Source organism: Erythrobacter sp. AP23, assembly GCF_001542855.1.
In the GTDB taxonomy this organism is placed as follows: domain Bacteria; phylum Pseudomonadota; class Alphaproteobacteria; order Sphingomonadales; family Sphingomonadaceae; genus Qipengyuania.
Window position 1 is genome coordinate 144,548 of record NZ_LNBY01000012.1, and the last position, 24,910, is coordinate 169,457.

26 protein-coding genes and 1 tRNA gene are annotated in these 24,910 nt (G+C 65.0%); 13 read left to right on the top strand and 14 right to left on the bottom strand.

What is annotated here, in order from left to right; translation table 11 throughout:
• Positions 1-6: 6 nt before the first annotated feature.
• From argH to ASS64_RS06030, 4 genes are all read left to right on the top strand, one after another.
• Positions 7-1,383, top strand: a complete 1,377-nt coding sequence (gene argH, locus ASS64_RS06015) for an argininosuccinate lyase (RefSeq protein WP_067691315.1) — start codon at positions 7-9, stop codon at positions 1,381-1,383.
• Complete coding sequence (locus tag ASS64_RS06020; protein WP_067691318.1) at positions 1,383-1,619, top strand: argininosuccinate lyase; 237 nt, start codon at positions 1,383-1,385, stop codon at positions 1,617-1,619. The genes argH and ASS64_RS06020 overlap by 1 nt, the downstream gene beginning before the upstream one ends.
• Before the next feature lie 62 nt (positions 1,620-1,681).
• Complete coding sequence (gene lysA, locus ASS64_RS06025) at positions 1,682-2,944, top strand: diaminopimelate decarboxylase (protein ID WP_067691321.1); 1,263 nt, start codon at positions 1,682-1,684, stop codon at positions 2,942-2,944.
• A gap of 12 nt (positions 2,945-2,956) precedes the next feature.
• Positions 2,957-3,724: a bifunctional precorrin-2 dehydrogenase/sirohydrochlorin ferrochelatase gene (locus tag ASS64_RS06030; protein WP_067691324.1), complete on the top strand. Its 768-nt coding sequence runs from the start codon at positions 2,957-2,959 to the stop codon at positions 3,722-3,724.
• On the opposite strand, the gene ASS64_RS06035 is transcribed toward ASS64_RS06030, so the two are convergent.
• Positions 3,721-4,692 (bottom strand): hypothetical protein, encoded by a 972-nt coding sequence (locus tag ASS64_RS06035; RefSeq protein WP_067691649.1) that lies wholly within the window; start codon positions 4,690-4,692, stop codon positions 3,721-3,723. The two genes, ASS64_RS06030 and ASS64_RS06035, sit on opposite strands and share 4 nt — an antisense overlap.
• A gap of 123 nt (positions 4,693-4,815) precedes the next feature.
• On the opposite strand from ASS64_RS06035, the gene ASS64_RS06040 reads away from it, so the two are divergent.
• Together ASS64_RS06040 and ASS64_RS06045 are read left to right on the top strand one after the other, a co-directional pair.
• On the top strand, positions 4,816-5,370 hold the full coding sequence (locus ASS64_RS06040; protein ID WP_067691325.1) for an RNA polymerase sigma factor: 555 nt from the start codon (positions 4,816-4,818) through the stop codon (positions 5,368-5,370).
• Positions 5,367-5,741 carry a DUF6768 family protein gene (locus tag ASS64_RS06045; RefSeq protein WP_067691328.1) on the top strand — a complete coding sequence of 125 codons (375 nt, stop codon included), beginning with the start codon at positions 5,367-5,369 and terminating at the stop codon, positions 5,739-5,741. Before ASS64_RS06040 ends, ASS64_RS06045 begins: the two co-directional genes overlap by 4 nt.
• Here ASS64_RS06045 and ASS64_RS06050 read toward each other — a convergent pair.
• From ASS64_RS06050 to ASS64_RS06060, 3 genes are all read right to left on the bottom strand, one after another.
• Positions 5,738-6,262, bottom strand: coding sequence for a murein L,D-transpeptidase family protein (locus ASS64_RS06050; protein ID WP_234002339.1), 525 nt, complete (start codon positions 6,260-6,262; stop codon positions 5,738-5,740). The two genes, ASS64_RS06045 and ASS64_RS06050, sit on opposite strands and share 4 nt — an antisense overlap.
• Before the next feature lie 18 nt (positions 6,263-6,280).
• The gene (locus ASS64_RS06055; RefSeq protein ID WP_067691334.1) at positions 6,281-7,570 is read right to left on the bottom strand and encodes an adenylosuccinate synthase; all 1,290 of its coding nucleotides are present in this window, start codon (positions 7,568-7,570) and stop codon (positions 6,281-6,283) included.
• Between the two features lie 170 nt (positions 7,571-7,740).
• The gene (locus tag ASS64_RS06060) at positions 7,741-8,667 is read right to left on the bottom strand and encodes a hypothetical protein (protein WP_067691337.1); all 927 of its coding nucleotides are present in this window, start codon (positions 8,665-8,667) and stop codon (positions 7,741-7,743) included.
• A 68-nt stretch (positions 8,668-8,735) separates the two neighbouring features.
• On the opposite strand from ASS64_RS06060, the gene ASS64_RS06065 reads away from it, so the two are divergent.
• From ASS64_RS06065 to ASS64_RS06080, 4 genes are read left to right on the top strand one after another with little or no spacing between them, the layout of a single operon-like run.
• Positions 8,736-9,233, top strand: coding sequence for an Rrf2 family transcriptional regulator (locus tag ASS64_RS06065; protein ID WP_067691339.1), 498 nt, complete (start codon positions 8,736-8,738; stop codon positions 9,231-9,233).
• Between the two features lie 50 nt (positions 9,234-9,283).
• Positions 9,284-10,102 carry an aldo/keto reductase gene (locus ASS64_RS06070; protein ID WP_067691341.1) on the top strand — a complete coding sequence of 273 codons (819 nt, stop codon included), beginning with the start codon at positions 9,284-9,286 and terminating at the stop codon, positions 10,100-10,102.
• A 45-nt stretch (positions 10,103-10,147) separates the two neighbouring features.
• A complete protein-coding gene (locus tag ASS64_RS06075; protein WP_234002340.1) occupies positions 10,148-11,110 on the top strand; it encodes a rhodanese-related sulfurtransferase in 963 nt (320 codons plus the stop codon).
• Complete coding sequence (locus tag ASS64_RS06080; RefSeq protein ID WP_067691651.1) at positions 11,103-11,708, top strand: glutathione S-transferase; 606 nt, start codon at positions 11,103-11,105, stop codon at positions 11,706-11,708. Before ASS64_RS06075 ends, ASS64_RS06080 begins: the two co-directional genes overlap by 8 nt.
• Here the strand turns inward: ASS64_RS06080 and ASS64_RS06085 are convergent.
• The 3 genes from ASS64_RS06085 to ASS64_RS06095 form a co-directional block, all read right to left on the bottom strand.
• On the bottom strand, positions 11,705-12,817 hold the full coding sequence (locus ASS64_RS06085; protein ID WP_067691346.1) for an ATP phosphoribosyltransferase regulatory subunit: 1,113 nt from the start codon (positions 12,815-12,817) through the stop codon (positions 11,705-11,707). The two genes, ASS64_RS06080 and ASS64_RS06085, sit on opposite strands and share 4 nt — an antisense overlap.
• A gap of 105 nt (positions 12,818-12,922) precedes the next feature.
• A complete protein-coding gene (serA, locus tag ASS64_RS06090) occupies positions 12,923-14,506 on the bottom strand; it encodes a phosphoglycerate dehydrogenase (RefSeq protein WP_067691348.1) in 1,584 nt (527 codons plus the stop codon).
• Positions 14,507-14,607: 101 nt separating this feature from the next.
• Positions 14,608-15,771: a phosphoserine transaminase gene (locus tag ASS64_RS06095; RefSeq protein WP_067691351.1), complete on the bottom strand. Its 1,164-nt coding sequence runs from the start codon at positions 15,769-15,771 to the stop codon at positions 14,608-14,610.
• 173 nt (positions 15,772-15,944) lie between these two features.
• Between ASS64_RS06095 and ASS64_RS06100 the strand changes: the two genes are divergently transcribed.
• Positions 15,945-17,117, top strand: a complete 1,173-nt coding sequence (locus tag ASS64_RS06100) for a glycosyltransferase family 1 protein (RefSeq protein WP_067691354.1) — start codon at positions 15,945-15,947, stop codon at positions 17,115-17,117.
• Between the two features lie 4 nt (positions 17,118-17,121).
• Here the strand turns inward: ASS64_RS06100 and ASS64_RS06105 are convergent, their stop codons facing one another.
• Both ASS64_RS06105 and ASS64_RS06110 read right to left on the bottom strand, forming a co-directional pair.
• Positions 17,122-17,574: a hypothetical protein gene (locus ASS64_RS06105; protein ID WP_067691357.1), complete on the bottom strand. Its 453-nt coding sequence runs from the start codon at positions 17,572-17,574 to the stop codon at positions 17,122-17,124.
• Between the two features lie 72 nt (positions 17,575-17,646).
• On the bottom strand, positions 17,647-18,273 hold the full coding sequence (locus ASS64_RS06110) for a PadR family transcriptional regulator (RefSeq protein ID WP_234002341.1): 627 nt from the start codon (positions 18,271-18,273) through the stop codon (positions 17,647-17,649).
• 106 nt (positions 18,274-18,379) lie between these two features.
• Between ASS64_RS06110 and ASS64_RS06115 the strand changes: the two genes are divergently transcribed.
• Both ASS64_RS06115 and ASS64_RS06120 read left to right on the top strand, forming a co-directional pair.
• Positions 18,380-19,708, top strand: a complete 1,329-nt coding sequence (locus tag ASS64_RS06115; RefSeq protein WP_067691360.1) for a replication-associated recombination protein A — start codon at positions 18,380-18,382, stop codon at positions 19,706-19,708.
• Positions 19,701-20,579 (top strand): hypothetical protein, encoded by an 879-nt coding sequence (locus ASS64_RS06120; RefSeq protein ID WP_198147663.1) that lies wholly within the window; start codon positions 19,701-19,703, stop codon positions 20,577-20,579. Before ASS64_RS06115 ends, ASS64_RS06120 begins: the two co-directional genes overlap by 8 nt.
• A gap of 19 nt (positions 20,580-20,598) precedes the next feature.
• On the opposite strand, the gene ASS64_RS06125 is transcribed toward ASS64_RS06120, so the two are convergent.
• From ASS64_RS06125 to ASS64_RS06145, 5 genes are all read right to left on the bottom strand, one after another.
• Positions 20,599-20,674: transfer RNA gene (locus ASS64_RS06125), tRNA-Ala, on the bottom strand.
• Between the two features lie 86 nt (positions 20,675-20,760).
• Positions 20,761-21,696: a hypothetical protein gene (locus tag ASS64_RS06130; RefSeq protein ID WP_234002342.1), complete on the bottom strand. Its 936-nt coding sequence runs from the start codon at positions 21,694-21,696 to the stop codon at positions 20,761-20,763.
• Between the two features lie 133 nt (positions 21,697-21,829).
• On the bottom strand, positions 21,830-22,570 hold the full coding sequence (locus ASS64_RS06135; protein ID WP_067691375.1) for a Bax inhibitor-1/YccA family protein: 741 nt from the start codon (positions 22,568-22,570) through the stop codon (positions 21,830-21,832).
• Between the two features lie 134 nt (positions 22,571-22,704).
• Complete coding sequence (locus ASS64_RS06140) at positions 22,705-23,208, bottom strand: YbjN domain-containing protein (protein WP_067691378.1); 504 nt, start codon at positions 23,206-23,208, stop codon at positions 22,705-22,707.
• Between the two features lie 150 nt (positions 23,209-23,358).
• Entirely contained in the window at positions 23,359-24,909 is a 1,551-nt protein-coding gene (locus tag ASS64_RS06145; RefSeq protein WP_067691382.1) for an SPOR domain-containing protein, read from the bottom strand.
• Position 24,910: the final 1 nt, after the last annotated feature.

Genomic DNA, 24,910 nt, shown 5'->3' on the forward strand with positions numbered 1-24,910 from the left:
AATGCGATGTGGGGCGGCAGGTTCGCCGAGGGACCTAGCGCTATCATGCGCGAAATCAACGCCTCGATCCCCTTCGACAAAGCGCTGTGGCGCGAGGATATCGCGGGCAGCCGCGCGCATGTCGCCATGCTGGCGAAGAAGGGCATCGTCAGCGCGACCGATGCCAAGGCGATCGACGAGGGCCTGCAGCAGGTCGCGGTCGAATACGAACGCGACGGCGTGCCCGAGGACTGGGACCTCGAGGACATCCACATGACCGTGGAAGCGCGGCTGACCGAAATCGTCGGCCCCGCCGCCGGGCGATTGCACACCGCACGCAGCCGCAACGATCAGGTCGCGACCGATTTCCGCATGTGGGTGCGCAGTACGATGCAGCGCGCGATCGCCGGGATCGATGCGGTTCTGGGCGCGCTGGTCGCGCGCGCCGAGGAGCATGCCGACAGCATCATGCCCGGTTTCACGCACCTGCAGACCGCGCAGCCGGTGACGCTCGGCCATCACCTGCTGGCCTATTTCGAGATGCTGATGCGCGATCGCTCGCGCTTTGCCGATGCGCTGACCCGGCTGGACGAGTGCCCGCTGGGTTCGGCGGCGCTGGCCGGGACCGGATTTGATCTCGACCGCGAGATGACTGCCGAGGCGCTCGGCTTCGCAAGGCCCACGCGCAACAGCCTCGATGCCGTATCCGACCGCGATTTCGCGCTCGATTACCTGATGGCGGCGAGCCAGTGCTCGCTGCACCTCAGCCGCCTGGCGGAAGAGTTCATCATCTGGGCAAGCCAGCCCTTCGGATTCGTCGAATTGCCCGACACTCTGTCGACCGGCAGCAGCATCATGCCGCAAAAGCGCAATCCCGACGCTGCCGAACTGGTGCGCGGGCACGCGGGCCGGGTGATCGGCTGCGCGACCAGCCTGATGGTCACGATGAAGGGCTTGCCGCTCGCCTATTCGAAGGACATGCAGGACGACAAGCCGCCGGTGTTCGAGGCCGCGGGCCTGCTCGATCTCAGCCTCGCGGCGATGGCGGGCATGGTCGCCGACAGCGGGTTCGACACGGCGCGGATGCGCCAGGCCGCCGAGGCGGGCCATGCCACCGCGACCGATCTGGCCGACTGGCTGGTGCGGCAGGCGGATATCCCTTTCCGCGAGGCGCACCATATCACCGGCGCGGCGGTAAAGCTGGCCGAGGATAAGCGCGTCGCGCTCGACGGGCTGACGATCGAGGACCTCAAGGGGATCGACGAACGGATCGACGAGCGCGTGTTCGATGCGCTGTCGGTCGACGCATCGGTCGCCGCGCGCGCATCCTATGGCGGGACCGCACCGGTTCGCGTAAGGGAGCAGGTGGCCGCGGCGAAACAGCGTCTCGGCATGGAGGATTGATGCGTCTACCGATCGCCCTGATCGCCCTGGCGACGCTCGCGGCATGCGGGCAGAAGATCCGGCTCGAACCGGTCGAGGGGACCACGCTGCCGCCTGCGCCCTATGGCGCCGAAGTGCTGCCCAATGCGGACGACCTTCTGGCGCTCGAGCCTAACGCCGCGCCCGACCGCAATGTCGAATTGCGCACAAGGTCCGAGGAACGCGAGGACGATCCTTTCGACCTGCCGCCCGAGTAGTTTCAAACCGGCAAGCAAGGCTTGCTCGACATCGGCCATGCCATTGGGCACAGGCGGCGCCCATGGACCATTTCCAGCTTAAAGACGGCGTGCTGCACGCCGAGGACGTGCCCCTGGTGCGCATTGCCGAAGAAGTCGGCACGCCCGTCTACGTCTATTCGCGCGCTACGCTGGAGCGGCATGCGCGCGTGTTTCGCGAGGCTTTGTCGGGCCTGGACAACCCGCACATCGCCTTTGCGGTCAAGGCCAATCCCAATCTCGCCGTGCTCAAGATCCTCGCCAACGAAGGCTATGGCGCGGACGTGGTTTCGGGCGGGGAACTGACCCGCGCGCTCAAGGCGGGCATGAAGCCGGAGGACATCGTCTTTTCGGGCGTGGGCAAGACCCATGCGGAACTACGGCAGGGGCTCGAGGCGGGCATCGGCCAGTTCAATATCGAGAGCGAGGAAGAGGGTTACGAACTGGCCGCCATCGCCGCGCGATACGGCAGGCGCGCGGCCTGCGCGCTGCGGGTCAATCCTGATGTCGATGCGCGCACGCACGAAAAGATTTCGACCGGCAAGCGCGAGAACAAGTTCGGCGTACCGCTCGACCGCGCGACCGAGATCTACGCGCGGCTGGCGCGCGAAGAGGCGCTCGATATGCGCGGGATCGCGGTGCATATCGGGAGCCAGCTCTCGACGCTCGAACCGCTGGAGACCGCGTTCGCGAAACTCGGCAAGCTGATCGCCGAATTGCGCGCGGAAGGCTGCAGCGTTACCCATGCCGATCTCGGCGGCGGGCTCGGCGTGCCCTACAAGGCAGGCGAAGAGCTGCCCTCCCCGGCCGAATATGGCGCCATGGTCGCGCGCGTGACCGCGGGCTGGGACGTGCGGCTGATGTTCGAGCCGGGCCGCGTGATCGCGGGTAATGCTGGCGTGTTGCTGACCCGCGTGATCCGCGCCAAGCGCAGCGGCAACGGCCCGCCCTTCGTGGTGGTCGATGCGGCGATGAACGACCTCGCGCGCCCCGCCATGTACGGCGCCTGGCACGATTTCGAGGCGGTCGAACCCACAGGCGCGACGATGACCGCGCATATCGTCGGTCCGATCTGCGAAACCGGCGATACCTTCGCGATGGATCGCGACTGCGACGCGCTGGTGGCGGGCGACCTCGCCGTGTTCCGCACCGCCGGAGCCTATGGCGCGACGATGGCCTCATCCTACAATTCGCGCGGATTCGTGGCGGAAACGCTGGTCGATGGCGACCGCTATGCCGTGGTCGCCGACCGGATCGCGGCGAGCGCGATCATGGATGCCGAACGCGTGCCCGCATGGCTCGCCTGATGGATCCCCGCTATGCATAGCCTGCCGCTCTTCCACCGGATCGGCGGCCAGCGTGTGGTCGTGGTCGGGACGGGCGACATGGCGGCGGCCAAGGCCCGGCTGGTCGAACGCGCGGGCGGCGTGCCCTGTGCCGAAACCGAAGCGCATCATGCAAAGCTCGCCTTCGTCGCGCTGGAGGACGAACGCGCGGCCGAGGCCGCGGCCTTGCGGCTCAAGCGCGCCGGTCTGCTGGTCAATGTCGCCGACCGGCCCGACCTGTGCGACTTTACCCTGCCCAGCGTGCTCGACCGCGAACCGGTGCTGGTCGCGGTGAGCACGGGGGGCGCTTCGGCGGGGCTGGCCAAGCATCTGCGATTGCGGCTGGAGGCGATCCTGCCGCAATCGCTCGGCGCGCTTGCCCAGGCGCTCGGCACGGCGCGCGACGCGATCCGCGCGCGCTATCCCGATGGCGATGCGCGCCGACGGGCGATCGATGCCGCGCTGCAGGAAGGCGGCCGGCTCGATCCCTTCGATCCGCAAGGGGACGATGCGGTCGAGCAATGGCTCGCAGGCCGGGCCGAGGCGAACCCGCAGGAGGTGCTCGACTTCACGCTGGCGAGCGACGATCCGGAAGACCTGACGCTGCGCCAGGCGCGCGCGCTGGGAATGGCCGACACCGTGCTGCACGATCCGCACGTGCCCGAAGCGCTGCTCGTCCGCGCCCGCGCCGATGCCGTGCGCCAGGCGCTGCCCGCCGACCCGCCAGAAGACGGGCTGACCGTGATCCTGCGGCTGGGCTAGACCACCGCCAGATCGCCCACGCCGGCCTCGGCGAAATAGCGGGCCATGGCATCGGCGGTGCTGTCGGCCAGCGCGATATAGGCGCGGCGGCGATCGTGCGGGTCGGACACCCGCACCAGCAGATCGGCATCGACCATCTGGCCGATCCAGCGCAGCGCGGTGGTGGCGGGAACGCCCGCGGCAATGCACAGCGAGGTCACGCTGACCTGCTGGCGCTCGGCGCGCGCCGCCGCGAGATCGAGCAGAATGTCCCAGGCGGGATCGGCGAAGAGTTCGCCATCGAAATAGCGGGCGCGCAGCTGGCGCGCCTTTATCAATCGGCGGATGACTGCGGCATCGGGCAGACGCGGCCGACCCTCGCCCTCGCGCGCCACGACATAATCCTGCCCCTGTTCGCGCCAGGCGGTGGCGGGGGATTCGAAACGGAACGCGCCGCCACCTTCGCGCTGGCCGGGCGAGAGCCGCTCGAGCCGCTCGGCAATGCGGCCGACCTGTTCGGTCAGGCGGAGCAGCATCAACCGATCTTCCTCGCCCATTTCGCGCAGCCGCAGATTGGGAATCCGCGCCAAGACGCGACCGATAGCGATCACCCGTTCGGCCCGCGCCGGATCGACGAGGATTTGCGGAGCCGACATCGAGAAACAGCCGAACACGTCGTCGAGCGCGCCCATCGTGGTCGACACCACGAGCTGCGCCCCGGCCTTGCCCCCGCGCATGTCCAGCCGCGCGAGCAGCGCCAGCGCATCCGCGCTCGCCTGCGCGCAATCGACCAGCACCAGATCGCCCAGAGCGGCGAGCGGCCCCTGCGCATATTCTTCAAGGCTGCAGCAATCGAGGATGCGGAACCCGGCCGCCAGCGCATCCTCGCGCATTTCGGCGCGAACGTGATCGCGATCGGCCAGCACCGTGACCGAGAGCTGGCACCCGGCGGCATCGCACACCGGCTCGTAGTTGAAATTCGCCTGCATCGACTCGCACTCCTGCTTGAAGATCGAGAACACAGTGAGAACAAATGTGGATCACGTCAAGAAGTTGGGCAAAAATCGGCATCGCGATTGAACCATTTGAGCCCCTGCTGCGACTATCGAAACATGACGGGCCGGATCGCCAAATCACCGCCAGCGGGACGGCTCTACGACGAGTTGCTCGTCACGCTGGTGCAGGCGGGCGACCGGCGTGCGGGTGAGAGACTCGCGGCCCGCTGGCAGCCCCGGCTCGCCCGTACCGCGCGGAGGCTGCTCGGCGATGACGAGGCGGCGCTGGGTGTGGTGCAGGAGGCCTGGTTGTCGATCCTGCGCGGGATCGGGTCCCTGCGCGATCCCAGCCGGTTCGCGCCATGGGCCTTCGGCATCCTGCGGCGGCGCTGTGCGGATCATATCCGCAAGGCCCAGTCCGCCCGGCGCCACAGCGGCGAATGCACGCAGGAGCCCATCGTCGCGGCCATGGCGGACGAAGCGCTCGCCATTCGCGAGGCCTTCGCCGCGCTGCCGGCAGACCAGCGGCTCGCCGCGCAACTCTTCTTCGTCGAGGGGCTCACCCTCGCGGAAATCGCCGAGGTGCAGGAGGTGCCCGTGGGCACCGCCAAGACGCGCCTCTTTCACGCCCGCCGCAAGTTGAAGGCGGCCCTGATTGGAGACGACACATGACCGATATCGACGACCGGATTCGCGGCGCGCTCGACGCGGACGACAAGGCCTTCTTGGCGAGCCTCGACGAAGGACGCGGATTATTCAGTCAGATGGGCGATGTGCTCGCCGGGCCGCTGGGCGGTTGGTCCAAGCTGATTTTCGCCGTCGCCTTCGTACTCGGCATTACACTTCTCTATCTCGCGTGGCGGTTTTTCACCGCAACCAGTTTCGAAGATGCTGTGTGGTGGGGAATGGTAACTCTTGCGGCCCTGCTGATGCAGGGCTTCATCAAGGAGTGGTTCTATGCGCGGATGAACCTGCTGAGCATGCTGCGCGAAGTGAAGCGCCTGCAATTGCAGGTCGCCATGCTGTCGGAGGAACGCGGTTAGGGCCGGATTTCGATCGGCGTGCCGTCGGGCACGAGGCTCCACAGCTCGGCAATCTCGGCATTGGACAGGGCGATGCAGCCATCGGTCCAGTCGCCCGGCACGCGCGCATCGAAGGGCAAGCCGTTGGGCTGGCCGTGGATGAAGATCAGCCCACCCGGAGAACGGCCCCTGGAACGCGCATGGGCCCGGTCCTGCGCATTGGGATAGTCGATATGCAGGCTGAGGTAATAGCTCGACTGCTCATTGCCATAGGAGATCGTGTAGCGCCCCTCGGGCGTGCGCTCGTCGCCCTGGAAACGTTTGTGACCAACCGGCTGGTCGCCATATTGCAGACCCGAATAGCTGCGGATCACGCGCCCGTTCTGGTAGACCCACAGCTTGCGCTCCGACTTGTCGACGAGGACGAAATCGGCCCGTTCGCCCGCGCGTGCCTGCTGCGCATGCGCGGGCGATGCGGGGATCGCCGCGGCGCCAAGAGCAATTGCTGACAGAAAGGCGAGGCTGCGCATGATGGCATGCACTTTACCGCGCAATCCTCATTAATCCATGAACGGATCGCGCATCAGGATCGTATCGTCGCGCTCGGGGCTGGTCGAAACCAACGCCACCGGCGTTTCGATCAGTTCCTGCACGCGTTGGATATATTTGACCGCATTTGCGGGAAGATCGGCGAAACTCCGCGCGCCTGCCGTACTTTCCTTCCAGCCTTCCATCGTTTCGTAGATCGGCTCCACCGCGGCCTGGTCGGCTGCATGGCTGGGGAAGTAGTCGTAGACGTTGTTGCGCAGGCGATAGCCGGTGCAGATCTTAACCTCGTCCAGGCCGTCGAGCACGTCGATCTTGGTCAGCGCAATGCCGGTGACGCCGCTGATCGCACAGGTCTGGCGCACCAGCACGGCATCGAACCAGCCCACGCGACGCTGGCGACCGGTTACCGTGCCGAATTCATGGCCGCGCTCGCCTATGCCTTTGCCGATGTCGTCGTCGAGCTCGGTCGGGAACGGGCCGCTGCCCACACGCGTGGTGTAGGCCTTGACGATGCCGAGCACGAAACCCGTGCTGTTGGGGCCGAGCCCGCTGCCCGCAGCCGCGGTGCCGCTGACGGTGTTGGAGCTGGTGACGAAGGGATAGGTGCCGTGATCGATATCGAGCAGCACGCCCTGCGCGCCTTCGAACAGGATTTTGGCACCCGCCTTGCGGACCTTCTTGAGCCGCTTCCACACCGGCTGCGCATATCTGAGCACGAAGGGCGCGATTTCGCGCAATTCGGCTAGCAGCGCTTCGCGGTCGATCGGGTCCTGATCGAACCCGGCACGGAGCGCATCGTGATGCGCGCAGAGTCGGTCGAGCTGCGGTTCGAGATGGTCGAGATGCGCAAGATCGCACACACGGATCGCGCGGCGACCGACCTTGTCTTCATAGGCCGGGCCAATCCCGCGCCCGGTGGTGCCGATCTTGCCCTTGCCCGCGGCGGTCTCGCGCAAGCCATCGAGGTCGCGGTGGAGCGGCAGGATCAGCGGGCAATTGTCGGCAATGGCGAGATTATCGTCGGTGATGGCGACGCCCTGCCCTTCGAGCTTCTCGACCTCGGCCTTCAGCGCCCAGGGATCGAGCACCACGCCATTGCCGATCACGCTCAGCGTGCCCGAGACGATGCCGCTCGGCAGCAGCGAGAGTTTGTAGGTCGTACCGTCGATCACCAGCGTGTGGCCGGCATTGTGCCCGCCCTGGAAGCGCACGACTGCATCCGCACGGCTGGCCAGCCAGTCGACGATCTTGCCCTTGCCTTCATCGCCCCACTGGGCACCGATTACGGTTACATTTGCCATGAGTACGCCTTTTCCCCTGCCCGGGGATCCACGAGGTCCTTCGACAGGACTCGACCAAGGGATGGATTGGAGAAGCGGACAGCCGCTTCAAATGCGGTGCGCGGGTTAGGGGGCGCGAGGTGGCACGTCAAGCGGCATGCGCAAGCACTCGTATGCGCTGACGAGAACGATCAGGCGGCGCGCGGGATGGCACAGGCCGATGCATAGCCCAGACCGCGCTTGATCGCGGGGAACAGCCTGCCGCTGGCCGCTCCCAATGCCAGTTCGGTGCGGACCTTTCGCCCAAAAAGCGCCTCGATCCGCTCGCCGAGCTCCGCCGCAACGGCGACATCGCCCGAAGACACGGCCGTGCCGAAATCATAGGCCAGCGCATCCTCGTCGCAATCCGGCCGTCCTATCAGCGCATTCTGGATGCGGTCGGGATCGAGACCGTCGGCCAAAGCGAACTGGCGGACGATCTCGACACAGGGACCGCAATCCTCCGCGCGGGTCGAGCCCAGCCGGGCCATGTGCAACAGGGCGGCAGGTGCGTGATGGCGGTGGCCGGACAGCAACATGGCGTGCTGGAACTTCTCGGTCGCGAAGCCCCCTGCCCGGTCGAGATCGTCGAGATAGGGCTCGGACTTGCCGGCGACCTTGCGCATGATGGAGAGGAACAAGGGTTTCGGCAAAGGGACAGGCGAAATGCGCTGCCGGGCCATCTGCACTCCTACGGCCAGCAGGACCAGTACCGGAGGACCGAGCACGCCGGGCGCATCCGCCCAGAAGACGTCGGGGGCGCAGATTCCGGTAGTGACTTCGTAAACGTGAAAAGCTCCATGCGCGGCTAGCCAGCTCACCCCGATCAGCGCGGCGCCCCAGCGCAGCGCGAGGTTGGCCGAGGCGAAGAGGAGCACCACGCCCGAAAATATGTAGGCAAGGCCGATATCGCCGATGAAATGGCGGTTGGCGGGTCCGGTCGTCTGCACGGTCTCGAGCGTACCGTACCAGACCAGCGGGTCGGTCAGCATGAAGACGCCATTGGCTATCGCGAAAAGCCCGACCAGTGCGATCACCGCTTGCATCAGCCGATCGAGGCCATCAGGTTTGCCCAACATCGCGCTTCTCCTTATATTCGGATATTGAATATCCATTTATAAAGTTGCACGCAAGAGGGATCGGACGCATGCGGATAAACAAGGGTGTCGAATGGGCTGCGCACGCCTGCGCGCTGCTGGCGCCCCTGTGGCCCGAACGCGGCCTGTCGCTGGCTGCGCTGGCCGAGTTTCACGGCGTTCCGGAACCCTATATGGCCAAGCAAATGCAGGCCCTTGCCCGTGCAGGAATCGTTCACGGTGGGCGCGGCCGCAGTGGCTTTTACAGCCTCGCACTGCCGCCGGCCGATATCTCGCTGCTCGACATATTGCTGGCCGTCGATGGTAAGGATTCCATGTTCCGCTGCACCGAAATCCGCCAGAATGGCCCCTGCGCCAGCAGGCCGGAGGACTGCAAGCTGCCCTGCAATATCGCCGCCGGCTTCGCACAGGCGGAGGTCGCCTATCGCGACAGCCTCGCGCGGATCGATCTCGCCACGCTGAGCAGCAGCGTCGCGGCGCAATTGGGGCCAGCCAAGGTCGAACAAGCGGCCGGGTGGATCGCGGAGAATCTGCGCTCGCGCAGCTAAGCCGTCGGAAACAAGTCTCCACTGCATGATTGATAGGCAAAGGAGATACCATGGCAGAATACCCCACGCTCACTCTCAACGACGGCCGCAAGATCCCGCAGCTCGGCTTCGGCACCTGGCAGATCGAGGAGGACGAGGCCGCGGGTGCAGTGCGAACCGCGCTCGATGTCGGTTACTGGCTCGTCGATACCGCCGCCGTTTACGGCAACGAGCGCGGTGTGGGCGAAGGGATCGGTGAGTGGTCCGACATCTTCCTCCAGACCAAAATCTGGAACGAGAGCCAGGGCTACGACCGCACGCTGAAGGCCGCCGACAAATGCCTCGAGCGGCTCGGACGCGATCATGTCGATATGCTGCTGATCCACTGGCCTTGTCCGGAGAAGGACCTGTTCGTCGAGACCTGGAAGGCGCTGATCGAACTGCGCGACCAGGGCAAGGCGAAGTCGATCGGCGTTTCGAACTTTCGCGAAGAGGACCTGAAGCGGATTGTCGATGCAACCGGCGTGACACCTGCGCTCAACCAGATCGAACTGCATCCCGGCTTCCAGCAGCGGGCCCTGCGCAAGGTGCATCAGGAGATGGGCGTCGTGACGCAAAGCTGGTCGCCGCTCGGCCAGGGCGGCGGCATGGATGCAGGCGCGATCCAGGAAATCGCAGGCGAGACAGGCCAACCACCCAGCGCGGTGGTGCTGCGCTGGCACATCCAGCACGGCCTCTGCCCAATCCCCAAATCGACCAGCCGCGACCATATCGAACAGAACTTCGCCGCGCTTTCGTTCGAACTGTCGGACGATCAGATGGCGCGGATCGACGCCCTCGACGATCCCGAGGGGCGGCTAGGACCCGATCCGGCGTCATTCGAGGGATGATGCGAGGGGATGCAGCGCGCGCAAGGCGGTGCTAGGGGGCGCCGCGTGACCGACAACAAGACCAACCTCCCCATCCGCATCGCCGCGCTCTACCAGTTCGCGCGCTTCGACGATCCTGCCGCAATCAAGCCCGACCTGCTTGCGGCAATGGAAAAGGCAGGCGTACGCGGCACGCTGCTGCTCGCGCGCGAGGGGGTCAACGGGACGATCGCTGGATCGGACGAGGGGATCGAGGCGGTCCTCGACCATGTGCGTGGTCTGCCCGGCTGCGCGGAAATCGAGGTCAAGGAATCGCGTGCCGCGATCATGCCCTTCCACCGCACCAAGGTGCGGCTGAAGAAAGAGATCGTGACCATGGGCCAGCCCGATCTCGATCCGCTCGACGGTGTCGGCACCTATGTCGCGCCCGAGGACTGGAACGCGCTGATTTCCGATCCCGACACGATCCTGATCGACACGCGCAACGATTACGAGGTGCAGATCGGCAGTTTCGAGGGCGCGATCGATCCCGAGACCAAGAGCTTCCGCGAATTTCCGGAGTGGTTCCGCGTCAAGCGCGCCGAGATCGAGGCCGAGGGGCGATCGCCCAGGATCGCCATGTTCTGCACCGGCGGCATCCGGTGCGAGAAATCGACCGCCTTCGCCCGCGCCGAAGGCGTTGACGAGGTCTATCATCTCAAGGGCGGCATCCTGAATTATCTCGAGCACGTGCCCGAGGGCGACAGCCTGTGGCGAGGCGAATGTTTCGTGTTCGACGAGCGTGTCAGCGTCGGTCACGGCCTCGAAGTTGGCGAGCATTCGCTGTGCCGCGCCTGCCGCCGCCCGCTAAGCGTATCCGATATGGCGCATGAGCATTACGTGGAAGGCGTATCCTGCCATCGCTGCCACGGCGAACGCAGCGAAGAACAGCGCGCCCGCTATGCCGAGCGGCAGCGGCAGGAATTGCTGGCCGAAGCCCGCGGGGCGGAACACGTTGGCCGCCGCGAGGATGCCGAAGCCGATGGCTGAGCCGATCCTCTACAGCTTCCGCCGCTGCCCCTATGCGATGCGCGCCCGCATGGCGCTGTCGGTGAGCGGCGCGCAATACGAGCACCGCGAGGTAGTGTTGCGCGACAAGCCGCCGCAGATGCTCGAAGCCTCGCCCAAGGGCACGGTGCCGGTCCTGGTGGCCGAGAATGGCGAGGTCCTCGAGGAGAGCCTCGACGTCATGCGCTGGGCCTTGGGACAGAGCGATCCCGAAGGCTGGCTCGACCGCGACGATCCGGCGCTGATCGAAGCCAATGACGGTCCCTTCAAACACCATCTCGACCGCTACAAATATGCCACCCGCTACGATGATGTGGACCCGGAAGAACATCGTGCGGCCGCTTTCGACATTCTGCGCATGCTGGAGGAAAGACTGGAGGCAGGCGCTTATCTATGCGGCGAGCAGCGCGGCTTTGCAGATATCGCGATTTTTCCCTTCATCCGCCAGTTCGCCAATGCCGACCGTGCTTGGTTCGATGTGCAGGACCTGCCGAAACTGCAGGCCTGGCTCGAGGGTCTGATCACTTCCGACCTGTTCACCGGAGTGATGCAGAAACACCCGCAGTGGAAAGCGGCCTAGAGCGCGCGGGGCTCCTTTCCCTCCAGAACGTGCGAACAGCCCAACGCTCGCGCATCGTCGCTCTCGGCAATCGCAGCCACCGTCCGCCATCCTATGGCCCGTAGCCGCGCAGCGGCATCGCGATCGTGTCCGGGCGGCAGGAAGAGCTTCTGTGCCTCGTGGTCATCGGTCGAGCCCAGCGCATCGAGCAGGGGATCGATGTAGAGCGAGAAACCTGTCGCGGCCTCATCGCTGCCCTTGATCATATAGGTACCACCCCGTCCCAGCGCGCCGCGCGCGCCTTCGCCGTAGAGCGTGAAACCGAACCAGCTCTGATATTCGAAACCGTGACGCTCGGTCGGGTCGAGCGTGACGCGCGCGCCGTCGCCGATTGCGGCAGCGATAGCGTGCAGGCCTTCAATGCGGCTTGCCAGTGCTCCACCGGCATCGATCGCGGCGAGCTTGTCGATCGCTTCGTCGAAATCGCCCGTGGCATAGAGCAATGGGAGATAGGCACCGCCGCCCGCTTCGCGCAGACCGCCGGCGTCCTTGGTGTCGAGTTCGCGGCGGACCGCCTCTCGTTCGGCCGGGCCGAGCGGCATGGCCTTGTTGGCCAAGGTATCGACGAGGTCGGGAAGCGTGAAATCGACCGAGATATTGGCAACCCCGGCCGCCTTCAGCGCGTCGATCGCGACCGAGACGATCTCGCTTGCCGCCGCGACACTGTCGGCGCCGATCAGCTCGGCGCCCATCTGCAGGCGCTGGCGTGCGGGATCGAGCTGGTCTGCGCTCAGAAAGGCGACATCGCCCGCATAGCAGAGGCGCAGCGGTCGCGGTGCGGAGGCCATGCCCGTCGCTGCAATACGCCCGACCTGCACCGTCATGTCGCTGCGCAGTGCGAGTGTGCGCAGGCTGTCGGGGTCGGTAAAGCGCACCATCCGCCGCGTTGCGACACCATCCATCCGCCCTGCCAGAGAGCGCTCGAACTCGACCAGCGGCGGCCGCACGCGGTCGTATCCATGACCGTCCATCGCATCGAGCACGGCGCGCATCGCCATGGTGATGGCGCGGGCACGGTCGGGAAGTGCATCTTCAAGACCGACAGGCAGGAGGTCGTCAGGTGTGATCATTGTTCCTCATTCGTCATCCCGGCCCACGAGCCGGGATCGCTTTCGTCCATGCGCCTAGCCGAGAGCGATCCCGGGTCAAGCCCGGTATGACGATCTAGGGTATCGTCAGAATGCCAGAGGCGTCACGACCTTGACGCCCTCGAGCGCGCAAGCCTGGCCGACGATATCTTGCGGGATCGGCGCATCGACGCTGAGCAACAATACCGCTTCGCCGCCCGCCTGGCGGCGGCCGAGATGGAAGGTGCCGATATTGATGCCGTTCTCGCCGAGCAGCGTACCGATGCGGCCGATGAAGCCCGGTGCGTCCTCGTTGACGATATAGAGCATGTCGCCCGACAGTTCGGCCTCGATGCCGACGCCGAACATTTCGACGAGCCGCGGCGCGTCGGCACCGAACAGCGTTCCCGCGACCGAGCGATCGCCCTGCTCGGTGCCCACGGTGACCCGGATCAACGTGTTGTAGGCACCTTCCTTCTCGTGACGAACCGAACGGATATCGAGTCCGCGTTCCTTGGCAAGATAGGGCGCGTTGACCATGTTCACCGTGTCCGAATACTGGCGCATCAGCCCGGCCAGCACCGCACCCTCGATCGGCTTGCCCGAGAGCTCTGCCGCCGCGCCTTCGCGCTCGATCGAAATCTTGGTGAGATTGCCATGCGCGAGCTGGCCGACGAGGCTGCCGAGGTTTTCGGCGAGCTTCATGTAAGGGCGTAGCTTCGGCGCTTCTTCCGCGCTCAGGCTTGGCATGTTGAGCGCATTGGTGACGCCGCCGTTGACCAGATAATCGGCCATCTGCTCGGCCACCTGCAATGCGACATTGACCTGCGCTTCGGTGGTGCTGGCACCGAGGTGCGGGGTCGAGATAAAGCCGCGAGTGCCGAACAGCGGGCTCTCTTTCGCCGGCTCGGTCGCGAACACATCCAGCGCTGCTCCGGCGACATGACCGCTTTCGAGCATGTCCTTCAATGCCTCCTCGTCGACCAGCCCGCCGCGCGCACAATTGACGATGCGCACGCCCTGCTTGGTCTTGGCGAGATTCTCGCGGCTCAGGATGTTGCGCGTCTCGTCGGTCAGGGGGGTGTGGAGCGTGATGAATTCGGCGCGCTGGAGCAGCGTTTCGAGATCGACCTTCTCCACTCCGATCTCGACCGCGCGGTCTTCGGTGAGGAAGGGATCGTAGGCGATGACCTTCATCCTGAGGCCCTGCGCGCGGCTGGCAACGATGCTGCCGATATTGCCCGCGCCGATCAGGCCGAGCGTCTTGCCGGTCACCTCGACGCCCATGAAATCGCTCTTGGGCCATTCGCCCTTCTGCGTGCGGGCGTCGGCGGCGGGAATCTGGCGCGCCACGGCCATGATCAGCGCGATGGCGTGTTCGGCGGTGGTGATCGAATTGCCGAACGGCGTGTTCATGACGACGACGCCCTTGCCGCTGGCATAGGGAATATCGACATTGTCGACGCCGATCCCGGCACGCCCGATCACCTTGAGATTTTCGGCGGCATCGAGGATTTCGGGCGTGACCTTGGTCGCACTGCGGATGGCGAGGCCATCATACTGCCCGATCACAGCCTTGAGCTCGTCGGGCGTCATGCCGGGCTTCACATCGACATCGCAGCCGCGCTCTTCGAAGATGCGCGCGGCGTTGGGATCCATCTTGTCGGAGATGAGGACTTTGGGTTTGGTCATTGGAATTTCCTAAATCGCGAGTCCCAGCGAAGGCTGGGACATCATGCGGATTGGCGATTGGCCGAAAGAGACCCCTGCCTTCGCCGGGGCTCACTTCGTTGTCAGCTATGCGAGGCTTTCACCTGCTCGTAGGCCCACTCGATCCACGGCAGGAGGCGCTTGAGGTCCTCCTGCTCGACCGTGCCGCCGCACCAGATGCGCAGGGACGGCGGGGCATCGCGATAGCCGTTGAAGTCGTAGCCGACATCGCGCTCTTCGAGCAGCTTGACGATCTTCTTGGGAACGGCCGCCTTATCCTCGTCGGAAAGCTGATCGTACCACTCGCCCTGGAAGACCATGCACACGCCGGTATTGGTGCGCTTGGCCGGATCGGCAACCATGTTGCGCAGCCACGGCGTCGCCTCGATCCAGTCGAGCACGATCGCGGCATTGGCATCGGCGCGTTCGAACATCGCCTTGCGGCCGCCCATCGCCTGCGCCCATTCGAGCGCGTCGATATAGTCCTCGGTCGCCAGCATCGACGGCGTGTTGATGGTCGCACCTTCGAAAATGCCGGTGTTGATCTTGCCGCCCTTCTTGAGGCGGAAGAGCTTGGGCAGCGGCCATTCGGGATCGTAATCCTCGATCCGCTGCACCGCCTTCGGGCTGAGAATCAGCATGCCGTGCTGGGCTTCGCTGCCCATTACTTTCTGCCAGCTATAGGTCGTGGCATCGAGCTTGGCCCAGTCCATCTCCATCGCGAAGATGGCGCTGGTGGCATCGTTGATCGTCACGCCTTCGCGGCCCGGTGCGAGCCAGTCGGTGTCCGGGATCTTCGCGCCCGAGGTCGTACCGTTCCAGGTGAAGACGACGTCATTGTCCTGCGGGATGCTCGCAAGATCGGGAATCTCGCCGTAATCGGCGTCGAGCGTGGTCAGCTTGGGCAGCTTGAGCTGCTTGACCGCATCCTGGATCCAGACATTGCCGAAGCTTTCCCATGCCGCGACCGTCGCCGGGCGGTCGGGGCGCAGCATCGTCCACATCGCGCATTCGAGCGCGCCGGTGTCCGAAGCGGGCATGATCCCGACGAGATAATCCTCGGGCACGCCGAGCATGTCCTTCGACAGGTCGATGGCATATTTCAGCCGCGACTTGCCGAGCGCGCTGCGATGCGAGCGTCCGAGCGATTCGGTTTTGAGATTTGCGGCAGACCAGCCCTTGCGTTTGGCGGTCGGACCGGACGAAAAGAAAGGGCGCTCAGGCTTGAGCGTCGGTTCGGCAGTCATGTATTCTCTCCTTGCAGAGAGCTCGCGCGGCGTTGGGACCGCGTGGCCCGTCGGCGGCAATAAAGTTGCTTGTCGGCAAGTCAATGCGAAATAGGTATGCTTCGACCAAGCGGTGTTTGTTCCCGACAAGCGAAGCCTCGCCAAAATGGTTCCGACTCCCTAAAGGCCGCCCGATGGATGTGACCGACCTTCGCATCGCGCTGTTCAGCGGGAACTACAATTACACCCGTGACGGGGCGAACCAGGCACTCAATCGACTGGCCGACTATCTGCTGCGGCAGGGGGCGGCGCTGCGCGTCTATTCGCCGGTGGTGGCCGAACCCGATTTTCCGGCGACCGGCGATCTCGTCGACGTGCCCAATGTCCGCATGCCGGTGAAGGGACGCGGCGAATACCGATTGCCGCTGCGAATCGACGAAAGGGTGTGCCGCGACCTCGAGCGGTTCGCACCCAATACGCTGCACCTCGCATCGCCGGATCCGGCTGCGCATGGGGCGCTGAAATGGGCGCGCGAGCGGGAGATTCCGGTATTGGCCTCGGTCCACACGCGATTCGAGACCTACCCGCGCTATTACGGCCTGGGCTTTCTGGAGCCTGCGGTCGAGGCGATCCTGCGGCGGTTCTACCAGCGCTGCGATGCACTGGTCGCACCGTCGCAAAGCCAGATCGACGAACTGAAGGCGCAGGGGATGCATGACGACATCAGCATCTGGTCGCGCGGTGTCGACCGGACGGTGTTCGACCCGTCGAAGCGCGATCTCGAATGGCGGCGATCGCTGGGCCTTGCCGACGACGATGTCGCGATCGTCTTTCTCGGGCGTCTGGTGATGGAAAAGGGGCTCGACGTCTTCGCTGAGACGATCGTCCAGCTACGCAGGAGGCAGGTCCCGCACAAGGTCCTCGTCATCGGCGACGGACCGGCGCGCGGTTGGTTCGAAAAGGCGCTGCCCGGCGGGATTTTCGCCGGATTCAAGACCGGCACGGACCTTGGCATGGCGCTCGCCAGCGGCGATGTCTTCTTCAACCCATCGATCACCGAGACCTTCGGCAATGTCACGCTCGAGGCGATGGCCTGCGGGCTGCCGGTGGTCGCGGCCGGCGCCACCGGTGCGGCGAGCCTGGTAAAGGATGGCGAGACCGGTCGGCTCGTGCCGCCGGGCAAGCCCGATGTCTTCGCCCCCGCCTGCGCCGAAGCCCTGGCGCCCTATTGCACCGACGACGCGCTGCGACTCCAGCATGGGGCGAACGGCGAGAAAGCAGCCCGCGCCTATTCGTGGGATGCGATCAACCAGGCGGTCGTCGACACCTACCTGCGGCTGTGCGAGGCCCGCGCAGCCGCAGGCTAGGCGATCAGCGCAATACGCCCGTGGCCGCCATCCGGCGCGCGTACCACACCAGGAACAAGGTGATCGCGAAAATCACGAAGGTGAAGATGATGGGGGTGGTCGGGTCTGTCATTCCCGGCATCGGGTTGGTCCATTGGTGGATCATGCCGAAAACCAGTCCCACCAGAGACAGCAGGAATGCGTGGAAGGCGAAGCGACTGCGCAGGAGCAGCAGGATCGAGCCGGCGACCGCGCCCCATACTCCGAGCCCCCAAGCGACATTGGCCCACAATGGCATGGCATTCATGTACGCGATCGCCGCATCTACGGTCACGCCGGTGGGTTCCATCATGCTGGCGAGGTATTCGCGATTCTCGGCCTTCGACATCAGATAGTCGTAAGCGCCGAACCCGTTCCACAGTAGCGAAACCAACCCCACGACCCACAGGTGCCACGGCGTCTTGGCTCTCGTATTCATTGTTGTTCCCTCCCTCATGCGAACCCGCGGGCGAGACTAACGCCTGGCCCGCGGATGGCAATCGGGAGCGGATCAGAGCCGTTCGATCTTCTTGGCCAGCTCGTCCACCAGATCGACGATTTCGCGCATGGTCTCCTCATCGAGTTTGCCTGACCGGGCGCGGTTCTTGAGCACGCCGGCGAGATTGCCAAGCGCGCGAAACATCTCGGGCGTGGCAAAGGCACGGCGGTGTTCTCCATGGCCCGAGAGCCGCTCGAACAGCGCCTCGACCTCGTCGGCGCGTTCATCGAGTTCGGTACGACCGGCATCGGTCGCTTCATAGGCCTTGCGCGTTTCATCACCCGCAGCCTGCGCGATCGCGCCTTCGTCCTCGAGCAGCGACAGCGTGGGATAGATCGTGCCCGGGCTCGGTGCATAGGTGCCTTCGGTCAGCTCCTCGATCGCCTTGATCAATTCGTAGCCATGACGCGGTTCGTCGGCGACGAGCTTGAGCAGCACCAGCCGCAATTCGCCCGAACCGAACATCCGGCGCCGTCTGCGTCCGCCGCCACGCGGGCCGAAATCGAAGGTCCAGCCGGGGCCGCCGAATTTCCCCGATGCACCGAGGCCGTCCTTGCATTCCGCCTCCGCCATCATGGCTGCCACAAAGGGCCAGCCACCCATCCTGCGCATTTTGCGCCACTTGTATGCCTTGTGCATGTCACGAGTCCTTGAGTTATCTTCGATAGCTCTAAGATATATCTTATTTGCCGATACGCAAGAGGCCCCTGCAATTCCTCGGCCAAGGCCCTATGTCAGCCGACCAATGGCCGATTTGTTTCCCGATGACGTGCCCCAGGCACCGGCACCCGACACCCCGCGCGAGGATGCACCGCTGGCCGATCGGTTGCGTCCGGCTTCGCTCGACGAGGTCATCGGGCAGGACCATCTGACAGGGCCGGAAGGCGCGATAGGTCGCATGGTGGCGGCAGGCCGCCTGTCCAGCATGATCCTGTGGGGCCCGCCCGGCACCGGCAAGACCACCATCGCGCGACTGCTGGCCGACAGTGTCGGTATGCGCTTCGAAAGCGTGAGCGCAGTGTTCAGCGGCGTCGCCGATCTCAAGAAGGCCTTCGCCGCCGCCGACAAGGCAGCGGAAGCTGGCCAGCGCACGCTGCTGTTCGTGGACGAGATTCACCGCTTCAACCGCGCGCAGCAGGACGGTTTCCTCCCCTTCGTCGAGCGCGGAACGGTCACGCTGGTCGGCGCAACGACCGAAAACCCGAGCTTTGCGCTCAATGCCGCTCTGCTCAGCCGCGCGCAGGTGCTCATCCTCCAGCGACTGGACCACGACGCGCTAGGGCAGCTCCTAGACCGGGCCGAGGCCCTCGAGGGCCCGCTACCTCTTACGCCCGAAGCGCGCGATGCGCTGGTGGCCAGCGCGGATGGCGATGGCCGTTTCCTGCTCAACCAGGCCGAAACGCTCTACAATGCGAAGATCGGAGTCGACGGCTCCGGGCCGCTCGATCCGGCCGCGCTCGGCAGTTTCCTGCAACGCCGCGTGGCGGTCTACGACAAGGATCGCGAGGGTCACTACAATCTCATTTCGGCGCTGCACAAGGCGGTACGCGGCAGCGATGTGCAGGCAAGTCTATATTACCTCGCCCGCATGCTGACGGCCGGTGAGGAGCCGCGTTTCCTCGCCCGCCGCCTGATCCGCATGGCGGTGGAGGATATCGGCATGGCCGACCCGCAGGCCTTGGTGCAGTGCATGGCGGCGAAGGACGCCTATGAATTCCTCGGCAGTCCCGAGGGCGAGCTCGCACTGGTGCAGGCCTGCACCTATCTCGCCACCGCGCCCAAATCGAACGCGGTCTACAAGGCGCAGAAAGCTTCGTTCAAATCGGCGAAGGAAACCGGCAGCCTGATGCCGCCGCAGAACATCCTCAACGCGCCGACCAAGCTGATGAAGGATATCGGCTACGGTTCGGGCTACAGCTACGATCATGATGCCGAGGAAGGTTTTTCCGGCGACGATTACTGGCCCGAGGAGATGGAGCCGCAACGCTATTACGAACCGGTCGAGCGCGGATTCGAACGCGAGGTGAAGAAACGGCTCGACTATTGGGACAAGCTGCGACGCGAGCGTGGCTAGGTTTGATCGCTTCCTCGCCATCGACTGGTCGGGTGCCAAGGGACCGGTCCAGAAAGGTATCGCGCTCGCCCTGGCCCACGCCGATGGCGGTCCGCCGGTACTGGTCGACCCCGGCCGCGGCTGGTCGCGCGAGGATGTGCTCGCCTTGCTGCGCGAGGACTTGCCCGCGGGAACCCTGGTCGGGCTCGATCTCGGAATAGCGCTGCCTCACGCCGATTGCGGGGCCTATTTCCCTCGGCGGGACCTGCTCCTGCCCGATGCACCGTCACTCTGGGCGCTGATCGACGATATCTGTGCCCGCGATCCCAATCTCGGCGCGCAGAGCTTCGTCGACCATCCCGATTTCGCACCCTATTTCCGCAATGGAAGCGTAACCGGCCCCCACTTCGGATGCGACGGCGCGAACCATGGGCGCGGGCGGTTTCGCGTGACCGAACACGCGCAGGCGGCCATGGGGTGCAAGCCCTATTCGAACTTCAACCTCGTCGGAGCCGCACAGGTCGGCAAGTCGAGCCTGACCGGCATGCGGATGCTGCATCGGCTGCGCGACCGCCTGCCCGTTTGGCCGATCGATCCCCTGCCCGCGTCGGGCTCGGTCGTGGTCGAAATCTATACCAGCCTGGCCGCAATGGATGCCGGGCGCAGCCCCTCCCGGGCGAAAATGCGGACCTTCGAAGCGCTCAATGACGCGTTGGAGGCCCTCGGCAGCCCGGGGGTCGGCGGTGACGGTTCGATCGACGACCATGCCTCCGACGCATTGCTCACTGCGGCGTGGCTGCGCACTGCGGCGGAAGATCCTTCGCGGTGGTGTCCCGAAGGCCTCGAAAGCACGATTGCCCGAACCGAAGGTTGGACCTTCGGCGCGCGCTGAAACAACAAACATGGGTCCCTGGTGGAGCCGAGCGGGATCGAACCGCTGACCTCGTCATTGCGAACGACGCGCTCTCCCAACTGAGCTACGGCCCCGTTCCAGGTTCGCCGCACCACCCACGCGGACGGTGCGCGGCGCGCCGTTTAGCGAATGGCGGCGCGCCTGAAAAGCACCAATCCCACTATTCCTGAGGCGTGTCGTCTTCGCCTGCATCATTGGGAATGGGCTGCACGATCGGCAGCGAAGCGCGCGTTTCGTCGACCGGGACGACCGGGATCCGCGCGCCCGTCTCGGGATCGACGACCCTCGTTTCCTGCAAGGGGGTGGCACTCAGCTCGGCAGGATCGGAACCCGGTTGCGGCAATCGCGAGCTGCGTGCGTTCATCACTGCCACATAGCCCGGTTGCGAAGCGCCGTAGCGTTCGCCGTAGCGGGCATCCCAGGCCGCGGATTCGCGCTCGTACTGTTCGTAAGCCACGAAGAAGCGCTCGAACGGTCCCTCGAATGTCGCGAAATTGGCCAGGGCAAAGCCGATCGGATCGACATCCTGCGTCGCGAGATATTGCTGCGAAATGCCGAGAGCCGTACGGCAGAAATCCGCTCGGGCGGGTGGCAGGGCGAAATAGTTATAGACCATCGTCATCTGGCTTTCGCGCGCCATGATGGCTTCCCGCCGGCCGCGATATTCAGTCCGGTAATCGGCATCGATGCGGTCGTTGATCCGTTTGAGCGGGCGTGCGAAATCCTTGATATAGCTGCTGTAGGCATCGAGGATCGGCTGATATTGCGGATCGAGGCAATTGAGCGCCGCGACATTCCACGCCGAGCGGAAATGCCAGACCTTTTCGTCGTCGGAAATGCCGAGATTGACGGTTTCGCGCAGGCCGAGCGAATTCACCGGCGGGATCCTCATGACGTAGGACGCCTGGCCCGGCGGCAGCGGCCGGATGGGGACGGCTTCGACCGGGGGAGGTGGCGGCGGCGGAGGAGGAGGCGGAGCAGGCGTCGTACATGCGCCCAATACGGCAAGGCCGGCGGCGACAGCCGCCATGCGAATGGTGATATTTGAACCGCGACTCATGGCGCGTTGACCCTCCTCGATAAACTTCTCGTTCATCCTGCGCCGCCGTCTCTTGACGGGGGATGAAGCACCTCTGCTAGCCGCTGCGGCAGGCAAAGAAAATGCCCGGAGCGCTGGTAACGCCCCGGGCACGGTCGAATGATTCCTGTGTGCGACGAGCGGTTGGGCTCTATTCGCGATTGCCCATGAACTGCAGTAGGAACATGAACATGTTGATGAAGTCGAGATAGAGGCTCAGCGCGCCCATGATGATCGCCTTGCCGGCGAATTCGGTGCCGCGCAGATACTGGTACTCGCGCTTCAGGCGCTGCGTATCGTAGGCAGTAAGCCCTGCGAAGATCAGCACGCCGATGAAGCTGATCGCCAGCGCCATCGTGCTCGACTGCAAGAAGATGTTGATCACCATGGCGATCAGCAGGCCGATAACGCCCATCACGAGGAAGGTGCCCATACCCTGCAGGTTCTTCTTGGTCGTGTAACCGAACAGGCTCAGGCCCGCGAAGGCGCCTGCGGTCGCGAAGAAGGTCGCGGCGATCGATTCACCGGTGAACCGCAGGAAGATTGTCGACATCGACAGGCCCATCACGGTCGCGAAAGACCAGAACAGCACCTGCAACGTGCCCTTGCTCATCTTGTTGAGGCCGAAGCTCATCGCGAGGACGAAGCCGAGCGGGGCCAGCGCCACGATCCACATCAGCGGGCCGCTGGCGAAAGCGAGCGCGAGGCCGCTCTGTGCGGTCAACAGGGCGACGATGCCGGTCAGCAGCACGCCCGAAGTCATGTAATTGTAGATCGACAGCATGTGCTTGCGCAGCCCAGCGTCGAACGTCTCCTGCCTGGCAACGGCGTCGCCAGCACGCGGCACGGAGCCGAAGCTCTGCCTCTGGTCGGTGTCGTTCCAATTGGCCATCTTTGTGCAACTCCTCTTGGCAGCGCGGAAATGCGCCCTGCTCCTGCAGCGGAATATCGGCATTTCGTCCCGCGATTTCAAGCGAAACCGGAGCGGGCAAGGCTAACGATCCTTAACCGTCCGCCGGAATCCGATCAGGCTTCGCCCGCGGCATCGACCATCGCTGCTTCGAGCGCCTCGGTCGGCGTCCGTCCTCCCCACAGAACGAATTGAAATGCCGGGTAGAATCGGTCGCATTCGTCGACCGCGATTTCGACCAGCGCCTGCGCCTGACCGAGGCTGAGCATACCCTCGTCGCCCAACATGGTGCCATTGCGATAAAGCAGAACGCCGCCGTTCGACCAGATGTCGAAATGGCCGAGCCACATCTGTTCATTGACCAGGCTCACCAATTCGTGCGCCGACGCCATCTTGTCCTTCGAAATGCGGATGTCTGGCAGGCAAAGGATCTGCAGCACCATGTCCTCGGGCCGCCAGATGCTGCGCAGCTGGTACTTGGTCCAGCTACCCTGGATTTCGCCGCTGATCTCCGTGGATGTCGATTCGCAAGGCCAGCCGCGCGCTTCGAACAGGGCGACCAGCATATCCAGCGGTGCAGCATCCTCTTCGACCTCGTAGCGGTCTTCTGATGGTCTCATCGCAACTGTCCCCTGCGCGTCATGTGATGCTGGATGCCGAACCGCGGGGTCGATTGGCAATGGAGGCAGGCGTCGACGCTGGGGAGAACCGCGAAGGCTTGTGCAAAGCTTGTGAACAAAACCGCGGAACGCATTAACCCTGTGCGAGGGTCATAACGCGTCGATCGCTTCGCCTTCGGCGCTGGTGAACGGGAAGGAATCGATATTCAAACGCTTGAGCTCGTTGACTATTTCACGAGCCTTTTCGGCGCTCTCATAGGGGCCGGATAGAAGCCGATTTGCCTCACCCCAAGGTGTGATGAAAGGGCCTTTCCCGTCGAGACTGCCATCCGCCTTGCGCGCGATCCGGCGCCAGTCGAATTTCAGGGCGTCTCTGTCCTTGCCGGTCGCCACCTGCACCCAGTGCCGCGAGGTATGGACCGGTGGCGGCGGTGGTTCGGGCCGGGCTCGCTCGCGCGGGATCTCGATCCTCGTGATGTCGACCGCTCCGTTCTCCGCTGGCGCGGGTTCGCCGGGTTCGAGTGTGAAGCTGTTGAAAGCCTCCGCGACCGAGGACGAGACGGGTGCTGGCGAGGGCGGAGGCGACGGTGTGGCCCGTGGCGGCGAAACCGTCGACGGCTGGCCGGCGGGTTCGACTGCTGCGATGACCACCGGCGATTGCTGCTCGGACGAAACAACCCGCTCGCGCCCGGGCGGGGTCGCCGCTCCCGTGGGCTGAGCTGAGGCCGTCGAGAGAGGAGACGACGCTTGATCGGGCACCGCAGCCGGGGGCGGCGCTGTTTCCCTGCTTCCCCTCCTATCGGGACGGCGCCGGGGCTGCCGGTCGCGCGGATCGGAAGCCGCGGCCGAAGGAGGGGACGCCGGCCCGGTCGCCGGGGCCGCCGCGCGCGCCACTTGTGCGGGTGGTCCCGAATATCCCGCGATCCCGGCATCGTCCCTGCCGATACTCGCGGTTTGCGGGAAGATACCAAGATTGCCGGCGGCGGACTGCTGGGCCTTGGTCAGTCGCGGCATATATTCGAAATAGGCCGCCATGCGCGCGCCGACACCGGCGGGCAACATGGTGTTGGCGATGTCCTTGGCTTCCTGCGCATCGCCGAGAATGGCGAGACCGAAGGCACGTGTACGGAAAGCGGCCACGTCCCCCTGCTCGAGCAGGGCCAGCAGAGCGGTCTCGAACCCTTCACGGTCACCCGAAATGGCCAGGCTCAAAGCCAAGCGACGGGTGATCTCGTGATTGACGCCATTCGCAAGGGCGACCCGGTAAAGCTGCTGCGCGCTGGCCGTATCGCCGACGAGGTCGAAGGCGAGCCCCCGGTCCTCGGCCATTCGCACGTTCGAAACACCGGCCCTTTCGGCTTCGGCAAACAGCCGCAGCGCCTCGACGGGGCGGCGCGATCGGACGTAGGCCTTTGCCAGGCCGAGCTTGCTGCGCGCATTGCCGGGCGAGAGTTCGTTGGCGCGTCCGAAGAAGCCGGTCGCCGCGTCGATATCGCCCAGTTCGAGCGCCGCCTCACCCGCATCGAGCAAGGCCTGAACATCCGCCGCATTGCGCGCCAGCCGGGACAACGCTTCGCCCAGATCACGCTCGCCCTGCGCGGGCAAGGGTTGCACGATCTCGCGCTGGGCCGATACACCTTCCCCGTGCGCGGCAAAAGCCAGCAGCGCGAAGACAGCAGCATGGCGCGCTTTCGAGATCATG